We start from the raw sequence: 7,651 nt of genomic DNA, 5'->3' as shown, positions 1-7,651 counted from the left end.
TTCCTTGTAGGGACGCCACGCTGGCGTCCGAATGAAAAAAGACTTTGTCAATAATCTGAAATACTTATTTGTATTTATCTTAGGAAGTTGGTTAATAATCTGCCCCGCTTGCGGGGGCAGAATTTAATACTCCAACACCGCCTGATAAGCGGTGTCTTTTTAGTTAAAATTTACGAACTACTCTTCACCCAACAATTTCAACTCACGTTGTCTAATTTGATTTTTCAAGAGTTCGGTAAATTCTGCAATGGTAAATGTGCCTAAATCAGCACCTTTGCGTGTACGCACTGCAACTTTGCCTGCTTCGATTTCTTTATCGCCACATACGAGCATATAAGGAACACGACGTAGAGTATGTTCGCGGATTTTAAAGCCCACTTTTTCATTACGCAGATCCGCTTTTACACGAATACCTGCATCAGATAAGGCTTTCACAACTTGCTGAACATAATCCGCTTGGCTGTCTGTAATATTCATAACCACAGCTTGTGTTGGGGCTAACCAAGCAGGGAAGAAACCTGCATATTCTTCAGTGATGATCCCGATAAAACGCTCAAGTGATCCTAAAATTGCTCGGTGGATCATTACAGGTGTTCTACGATCATTATCTTCAGCAACATAAGACGCATTTAAACGCTCTGGTAAGAAGAAATCTAGCTGGATCGTACCGCATTGCCACGCACGATCTAAGCAGTCGTGTAGCGTAAATTCAATTTTCGGTCCATAGAATGCCCCTTCGCCTTCTTGAATTTCATATTCTAGCCCGTTGGCAACTAAGGCTGCGGCTAAATCCGCTTCTGCTTTCGCCCACATTTCATCAGTACCAATGCTGTTCTCAGGACGAGTTGAAAGTTTTACTTTGATATTTTGGAAACCAAAGGTGCTGTAAATATCGTAAACCATCTTAATACACGAAGTTACTTCACTTTCAACCTGTTCTGGCATACAGAAGATATGTGCATCATCTTGGGTAAAGCCACGCACACGCATAATACCGTGTAATGAACCAGATGGCTCATTACGATGGCAAGAGCCAAACTCAGCCATACGCAATGGTAAATCACGATAAGATTTTAGACCTTGGTTGAAAATCTGAATATGCCCTGGGCAGTTCATCGGCTTAATTGCATATTCACGATTTTCAGATGACGTTGTGAACATTAAATCGCCATAGTTTTGCCAGTGACCTGTTTTCTCCCACAATACTCTATCCATCATAAATGGACCTTTTACTTCCTGATAATCGTATTGTTTAAGTTTAGTACGAACAAAAGTTTCTAACTCGCGGAAAATTGTCCAACCGTCATTATGCCAAAATACCATTCCTGGTGCTTCTTCTTGCATATGGAATAAATCTAACGCTTTACCAATTTTACGGTGATCACGTTTAGCCGCTTCTTCTAAGCGGTGTAAGTAATCAGCAAGCTGTTTTTTATCCGCCCAAGCCGTACCATAAACACGTTGTAACATTTTATTTTTGCTATCACCACGCCAGTAAGCTCCAGCGACTTTCATCAATTTAAAGTGGTGGCAAAAACGCATATTCGGGACGTGTGGACCACGACACATATCAATATACTCTTCGTGATGATATAACGCTGGCGTATCTGTTTTAGCTATATTTTCATCTAAAATTGCCATTTTATATGGCTCACCACGAGCTTCAAAAGTATCTCGAGCTTCTTGCCAACTCACTGGCTTTTTCACTACATCGTAGTTTGTTTTCGCTAACTCAAGCATACGTTTTTCTAACGCATCAATGTCTTCTTGAGTTAAAGAACGATCTAAATCAATATCATAATAAAAACCGTTGTCGATTGTTGGGCCAATCGCCATTTTTACATTTGGGAAAAGCTGTTTAATTGCGTGGCCAAGCAAGTGAGCCGTTGAGTGACGAATAATTTCTAAACCATCTTCATCTTTGGCGGTAATAATTTCTAGCGTTGCATCTTCGTGAATAATGTCTGATGCATCACGGCGTTCACCGTTTACACGCCCTGCGATAGTTGCTTTAGCAAGACCTGCACCGATACTTTGGGCAACGTCCATTACAGAAACGGGGTGATCAAATTGGCGTTGAGAGCCATCTGGTAAAGTAATAATTGGCATTTTTAATCCTTATACAGTGGTAACCCATACGAAAGGCTACTTGTTGAGATTGAACATTTTGCAAAAAATGGAAAACAAAAAACCGCTTGCAAGCGGTTCAGGCTGATGACAACCCCCAATTTGTTGTATTCAATAAACGGACGCCAGCGTGGCGTCCCTACACAATAAAACAAAATGTGTTATTTTTCAATCGGTTATGATTTTCCTTGTAGGGACGCACTGAGTGCGTCCGAATGGAAAAAACGTTGTCAATAATCTAAACCACTTGCAAGCGGTTAGATTTCGATCATTTTTTGCGATTTCTTAATTGATTATTGTATCTAAAACTAAGCTTTACTCGCCCTCACAAGTGGGCGGACGAAAAAGCGGTTAGATTTTAGCAAATTTTTGCTATAACGAAAAGCGAATCACCGCTTAAAAATAAATGAGTAGTGTGAACATTCGCCACACTACTCACTTTCTTTATCTATACAATAATCACATCTTTCGCTAAATCAAAGGCTGTTAATCCTTTAGCAAAAATTATTGGATCAGCAATACCTAAAGCATCAGGATCGTATGAGAGTGTTTTTGCTGAAGAGTCGTATTTCAGATAATCACTCAAATTAGAGGTCTGCTCAAGTAACGATGAGAAAATATCTCTTGAAAGCTCAATTTTATCTGTTCCTGAAACAAAGTCAGTAATGGTATCCACTTTACCATTTAACACCGTCTTAAATACGAAAACATCATTTCCATCGCCACCAGTCAAGGTATCTTCCCCTAAACCGCCGATTAGTCGGTCATCACCAGCTTCACCTTTCAATGTATTCCCTGCGTTGTTAGCAACTAAGGTGTTATTTTCGCCATTACCAGTAGCATTTTTAGCGGTATTGCCGATTAAAATGAGCGTTTCAACATTTGCTGGTAGCGTAAAATCAACGGTGCTGTAAATAGTGTCATTACCTTCGTTCGCATTTTCCGTAACCGTATCGCTTGTTGAATCCACCACAAAAATATCATCGCCTAAGCCACCGTATAACTGGTCGTTGCCTGCTCCACCATCTAGGTAGTCATTACCCTCACCGCCTTTGATAATATCATCACCATCACCACCTGAGATATTATTATCCGCTTTGTTACCAATCAATTCATCATTATGTTTTGAACCAATCAGATTTTCAATTTGCGTACCAAAACCGATAAAGGCTTGGTCTTTGGTGTAATTATTGAACTTAACTGCTTCTGCACTAGTACCACGTTTTGTTAATCTAAAAATCTCAGAAGAGTGATAATCTAAATAGCCTGTCGCCAAATGGATATTTGTTGCATCTTTTTCGGAAAAATAGCCATTAGCACTGTTAAATTTATCTTCTCCTTCTAGAACCAAATATTTGGTTCTATGCTCTCCTCGATAAATCCAAGAACCCGGTGTTAAATTAACGTGAACTGCTTTATCTTCTTGAGAAGCATCGAACGTATCAATACCTGCGCCATCCCAAATATAAATAGCACCATCTGAAGAATAATAGTCGTAGTTTTTAAATGTATAGACATCGTTACCTGAGCGTTGATTTTTATTAACACCAAATCGATAATGTAAGAATGCTAAGTCATATATTCTTAAATCTCTTAATGATTCTGCTTCAGCGCTGACATTGTAAGACATTAAGGTAAATTCACTAGATGCTTCTGTCTCGAAATTCGTCCTTACTTTTGGCTGTCCATTTTCAGCATATTCTGTATGTCTCATTTGAAGATTATGAGTTATTTCGTGTAAGGCAATACGCAAAACTCTATCATTGTTATACAGTTTTTCAATTTCTGAAATACCCTCTTTTTCAGCCTCTGAAATAATCATATCTTTTTGCCAATATAAATCTCCACCAGAATATGCTAAAGCAATAGAGCTTTCATATTTATCAATAAAATCAGCATAATACAATGTTATCCCATCATTTTTACTAATTTTATCTTCAGATTCAACGAACTCTATATTTATATATTTAGAGATAATTGAAAATGCTTCTCTAATAATACTCTTGTGTCCTTCTGAATATTCTAAAAAACTATTATCTTTAGCAATGCTTGTATTAGGATTATTAACATTAGAACTATTTACATTTGCAAAATGGTACTTTATAACAGTTCTCTCACCATTTCCGCCGTAAGCTATCTTATTTAAAAAATTATAGTTTTCTCCAGAATTCACTCCATCAATAAAATATGGTAAATCTTTATTTGCTTGAGAGAATTTACTAACAAAAAGATCGTCAATCGATTTGATTGAAGAAAAATTAACTATATCGATTACTTCTATTTCTTTTCCTAATCCATTATTTACTTTTAATATTGCTGTGATGGTAGAGTAAGATGATTTACCGGTAGTTTTACTATTATTAAGCACTTCAAAGTCTTTTCTTGAAATTTTAGTGCTAAATGTTTTATCTGTATTTACCTCTATATCTCTATAGATTTTTACTTCTATGCCATTATTGAGATATAAATCAATCTTATCGTCTTGTTTCACAAGTCCATCAACCTTTCCAAAAACAGTGACAATGTCAAAATCTTTAGGTAATTTGAATAAATACTGATTATGTTCTGCAACTGTTGTTTTAATTTCCATTGACTCAAATTTATTACTTAGCTCAATACTATGATCTGTTTGATTCAAATTATAATTATCTGAAACTAAAACTTTATTTTCTTGAATAGAACGAGAATATTCCTCTCCTCCATCTATTTTCTGAATTAGATTATTTTCACTCGTTAATTTTAATGATTTTATTTTAATTTCTGGTTCAGGTGTTGGTTTTATAGTTTTAAATGGTGAGCCATTTGTTGATGCAACTAAATCCACTGGAGTCTTAGGAAAATAAGTTTGACGACTATCGTTAAAATCGACAGTGATTGTTTTTCCATTCAACATTTCAAAATCTGCTTGAGGAATATCAACAAAAAATGTTTTTGTTTTGCCGTCAAAACCAACGGTATACACTTTATCACCGATGTTCACATTAATCGTTTTTAACCAACGTGCATTTTGCCCTAAGGCATAAATGCCATCAAATTCAACGCTCCCTTTTATGCGTACACTACGAGTATTAATTGCATCCACAATAAAATTATCGCCAATACTCTCAATCTTTATTGCTGCAATTAAATTTGGATCGAGATCATATTGAAGTTTAGTTTCTGCGGTAGCATTACTTTGCCCCAGCACCGTTGCTTTCAAGGTGTAATCTTTAGTATTTTTTAATTCATCTAAAGTGAGAGTAACACTAACATCTTTTCCACTTACCTCGGCTGTCTTAGTCTTGCCTCCAACTTCAATATTTACAGTTGGATTACCACCTAAATCATTCCCCCATATCTTACCTTTTAGAGTGATAGTTTTTTGACCTTCTGTCACATTTAAGAAATTGTCTGTCGTTAAAGGCGCTAAACTGATACCAATATCCGCTGTGGCAACAGTGTAAGGTTGTGTGCCACTAAATACACCAACATTACCTGCTTCATCGCTATGCTGATATTGAATGCTAATGCCTTGCGAGCTGTTTTCTAATAATTTGCTGGCTGGAATAGTTGTGCTAAAGTTACCCTCCGCTTTTATTTCAACTTGTTGCGACCAGCCATTCACATTGAGAGTAACAAGTTCACCAACTTTGAACTCTCCTTTCACTTTACCTGTTAAAGCTACTTCCCCTGTTGTCGTTTTTAACACACGGTTATTTTCACCCACCGTTAATTCAACGGTTGGGGTTGGCAAAATAGTATCCACATTGTAATTTGCCGTTACATCTCCTTTCCCACTATTACCTGTAAAACTTTTGCCTGTAATCACCGCTTGTATTTGTGAATTCCCTTGTGTTGCAGTTAATTCCCCTGCTGGCAAGGTTAAACTCCAACTGCTATTTTCTAAATCAAGCACTGCTTGGTGTTTTTTGCCGTTAATTGTAATTTCTGCCTGTACGCTCTTTTCATCTACTTTGGCTTTATCAAAATTTAATTGCCCTGATAGCGTAATTGGCTGTTTTGCCACTTCCAAATTAATGGTTGGAATTGGATTAACCGTAATACCTAATGTTGGTGATTCTAGATCGAAGCGGTATGTTGCAGGTAAAGAATCGCTATTTGGGGCGGAATTTACAGAAATTCCATCTAAATTCGTAAAATCATTATCATCAAAAAATACAGCTTTAATACCAATTAAACCTGTATGCTGATTTTTTAATAACATCTCTTTTGCAACATTTACACTAAAGTTTGTACCATTAAATGTTAAAGGTACTTTATCTGAACCAATAATTAATTCTGCTTTACCGACAGGGAAAATGCCACGACCAGCTGAAAAACTCCCTGTTATTTTTATTGTGCTAGCTTTCGCTTCTTCAATATTAATAACACCATCCGTTCCAATAGGATCAATGGTCACACTCACTTTAGGTTGTTTTGTATCAACACTATACTCTTTCTCTACCTCTTCCGCCTTAGCTTTATTTTTAGCCTCATCTACTGCTTCATAATTTGCTTTTATCTTCATTTTATTATTTTGAGCAGCAGCGACTAAATCCGCACCTTTTACATCGACTTTGAATTTACCATCACTAATAATGGCTTCTAAATCTGTCCATTTAGTGCCTGTACAGCTTGGGCAACCGCAGGTTAAGATCACTTTTTGTCCATTAAAACCATTTTTTACCGTACCTGAAATGGTAATGTTAGTTTTGGCTTCAGCCACATTGATTTTATTATCGCCTGTAATGTTATCAATAGTGAGAACTGGGGTTGCTATATCCGTTTTGACCTTGTAATCACGCAATACAGTCGTTGTGTCGCTATTCTCCGCACTATCTGTAGTCATAATTTCAGCGGTAATTTGAGTATGCTTCACCAAAGATGTTGTAGATACATCTGCTTCAAAAGTAAACACGCCATTTTTCTCTACGAGTGTCACTTTCTGTGTACTGTCGCCTAATTTCAGAATAACTTTATCTGTGGCTTTAACTTCTGAATGAGCTGTATTGGTTACCGTACCGCTAATTTTTAACGTAGTTTCTTTGGATTCCACTGCATTAATAATGTCATCATCGGTAATACCATTAATTTTGATGATTGGTTTTCCGATTATTGTATCAACGCTATATTCTTTATTTTCTTCTGTAAGTGTTTCTTCTGAATTGACTAAAGTAGCGATAACTTTTAGGTTGTTTATTCCTTGGTTCTGTTTTAATTTTTCGCCCGGAATCTCAACACTCCACGTTTTATCTTCATTTAAAGTAATTGCAAATTTTTCTTGGTTAATGACCGCTTGTAATTTAATTGGTTGAGTACCTTGATATTCAACATTGCCTGTTAAAGAAACATTACTCTCGCTCTCACTTTTATTTAAGACATTATCGTCACTTATATCATTGATAGTGATTTTAGGTGTTGGTTGCTCAGGCTGAGGTTGTGGTTCAGGCTGAGGTTGCGGTTCAGGCTGAGGTTGTGGTTCAGGCTGAGGTTGCGGTTCAGGCTCAGGTTGCGGTTCAGGCTGAGGTTGCGGTTCAGGCTGAGG

At 36.9% G+C, this 7,651-nt stretch carries 2 protein-coding genes; both read right to left on the bottom strand.

Annotated elements, in window-relative coordinates; translation table 11 throughout:
* Positions 1-177: 177 nt before the first annotated feature.
* Positions 178-2,109, bottom strand: a complete 1,932-nt coding sequence (thrS, locus tag A1D25_RS08560; RefSeq protein ID WP_157395268.1) for a threonine--tRNA ligase — start codon at positions 2,107-2,109, stop codon at positions 178-180.
* Positions 2,110-2,575: 466 nt separating this feature from the next.
* On the bottom strand, positions 2,576-7,651 hold a 5,076-nt coding region (locus A1D25_RS08555; RefSeq protein WP_157395267.1), incomplete at its 5' end, for an Ig-like domain-containing protein.

It is taken from the genome of Ursidibacter arcticus, assembly GCF_009761375.1.
Taxonomy (GTDB): domain Bacteria; phylum Pseudomonadota; class Gammaproteobacteria; order Enterobacterales; family Pasteurellaceae; genus Ursidibacter; species Ursidibacter arcticus.
The sequence above is the reverse complement of the archived record's forward strand: the minus strand, read 5'-3'. Positions and strand labels throughout refer to the sequence as shown.